Below are 689 nucleotides of genomic sequence, written 5' to 3' on the forward strand. Positions count from 1 at the left end.
TGAATCACGCTCATCCCTTGGATTGATTCGCTTAAGTTGGCGTTAATGTCCGTGAGCAAGTCACGCATTCTGCGATAACTCTCGGTACTGAGTTGTTTAAACAGATACATAAAGCCAATTACGATCGGTAACAGGACGAGAACAACCAGCGTCAACTTCCAACTCATGAAGAACATGACACCCAACATCACCACGATCATCACAACGTTCTTAACCACGGTCGCGATTAACAACTCGTAAAACTGCTGAAGTGATTCTGTATCATTCGTGATTCGAGAAACAAGCTTACCAGCAGGCGTGTAGTCAAACGCAGAAAGTGGCTGTTTGATCACTCCCGAAAACACTTGCTTGCGAATGGTTTTGATCGTGTTCGTTGCCACCATGCTAAATTGCAACGATTGAAGATATTGGAACGTTGCTGAAATGACTTGAAGTGACACGTAGCCCAACGCTAAAGCAATCAATACGTTACGAGAGTAGTCACCTTTGGCAATGTGTTCATCAATAAAATACTGGATCAACCAAGGGCCACTCGCACTCGCTAACGCCGCGATAAACAGCAAAGCTAAGCCTTTTATCATTGGCTTCGGCTGAGACAATGGATAAGACAACAACCGCTTAAATGTACTGGTTTGTTTCATTGATTACTCCTCCATTGCTTGTTCGAGTTTTTGGTACTGGAACATTTC

1 protein-coding gene is annotated in these 689 nt (G+C 43.7%); it reads right to left on the reverse strand.

The window, feature by feature from the left end; all coding sequences use genetic code 11:
- Positions 1 to 641, reverse strand: a 641-nt coding sequence (locus tag R7Q48_RS27625) for an ABC transporter transmembrane domain-containing protein (RefSeq protein ID WP_318133468.1), incomplete at its 3' end; no start/stop codon positions are given.
- Positions 642 to 689 lie beyond the last annotated feature (48 nt).

The organism is Vibrio sp. 378 (assembly GCF_033339435.1).